The 1,260-nt window shown below is 73.0% G+C and carries 1 protein-coding gene; it reads right to left on the minus strand.

Annotated features, from left to right (window positions below):
• Positions 1–50: 50 nt before the first annotated feature.
• The coding region (locus LCE31_RS39685) for a cytochrome P450 (protein WP_225023150.1) at positions 51–1,260 on the minus strand (1,210 nt) is incomplete at its 5' end.

Genomic DNA, 1,260 nt, shown 5'->3' on the forward strand with positions numbered 1-1,260 from the left:
GGCGGGGGAAGCCGGGGCGGCTCGACGGACGGGACGCGTCCGTTCCGCGCTCACCAGACGACCGGGAGCTCGTAGACGCCGTAGACGGAACCGTCGTGCTTGAAAGGAATGTCCCCCAGGTCCGCGGCGAGCCGCAGGGTGGGCACGCGCCGGTACAGCGTCGAGTAGACGACCTGGAGCTCCATCCGGGCCAGGGGCTGTCCCAGGCACTGGTGGACGCCGAACCCGAACGCCACGTGGTGCCGGGCGTCCCGGCCGATGTCGAGGCGGTCGGGGTCCGGGAAGGCGCCGGGGTCGCGGTTGGCGATGTCATTGGCCAGGATCAGGCCCTCCCCGGCCCGTACGGTACGGCCCGCCACCTCGATGTCCTCCAGCGCGACGCGGCGCCGTCCGCTGTGGGTGATGTTCAGGTAGCGCAGCAGTTCCTCGACGGCGGAGGCCACCTCCTTCGGGTCCCGCGCCCCGCGCAGCGCGTCGAGCTGGGCGGGGTGCTGGAGCAGCGCGAGCGTGCCGAGGGCGATCATGTTGGCGGTCGTCTCGTGGCCCGCGATCAGCAGGAGCACGCCGATCCTGGCCGCCTCGGCCCGGGGCAGCTCGCCCGACCTGACGCGTTCCGCGAGGCCCGAGAGGAGGTCTTCCGCCGGGTGCGCCAGCTTCTGTCCGACCAGGTCGTCGAGGTACTCGGTCAGCCGGCCGAGCGCGGCGGCGCGCTCCTCGGCCGTGGCGGTACGGGTGATGATCGTCTTGCTGTTGTCCTGGAAGAAGCCGTGGTCCGTGTACGGCACGCCGAGCAGCTCGCAGATCACGAGCGAGGGCACCGGAAGGGCGAACGCCTGCACCAGGTCGACCGGTTGAGGCCCCGCGAGCAGGTCGTCGACCAGTCCGTCCACGATCTCCTGCACGCGGGGGCGCAGTGCCTCCACCCGCTTGATGGTGAAGGGCGCGGTGACCATGCGCCGCAGCCGGGCGTGGTCGGGGTCGTCCATCAGGATGAAGCCGATGCTGTTGCCCGTCACGGGGGCCTGGGCCGGGTAGCCGGGCCTGGTGACATCGGCGCTGACCCGCGGGTCGGCCAGCAGGGCCCGCTGCTCGGTGTAGCGGGTCACCAGCCACGGCGTACTGCTGTCCCACAGGCGGACCTTGCTGAGCGGGCCCTCCTGCTGCCGCTCCCGCAGCGCGGGGGGCGGGTCGAACGGGCAGGCCGCGGCGCGGGGCATCGGGAACGCGGGGACCTCGGCCGGCCGCTGCTCGACCGGGGGC

This window comes from Streptomyces sp. 8L (assembly GCF_020176795.1).
Lineage (GTDB): Bacteria > Actinomycetota > Actinomycetes > Streptomycetales > Streptomycetaceae > Streptomyces.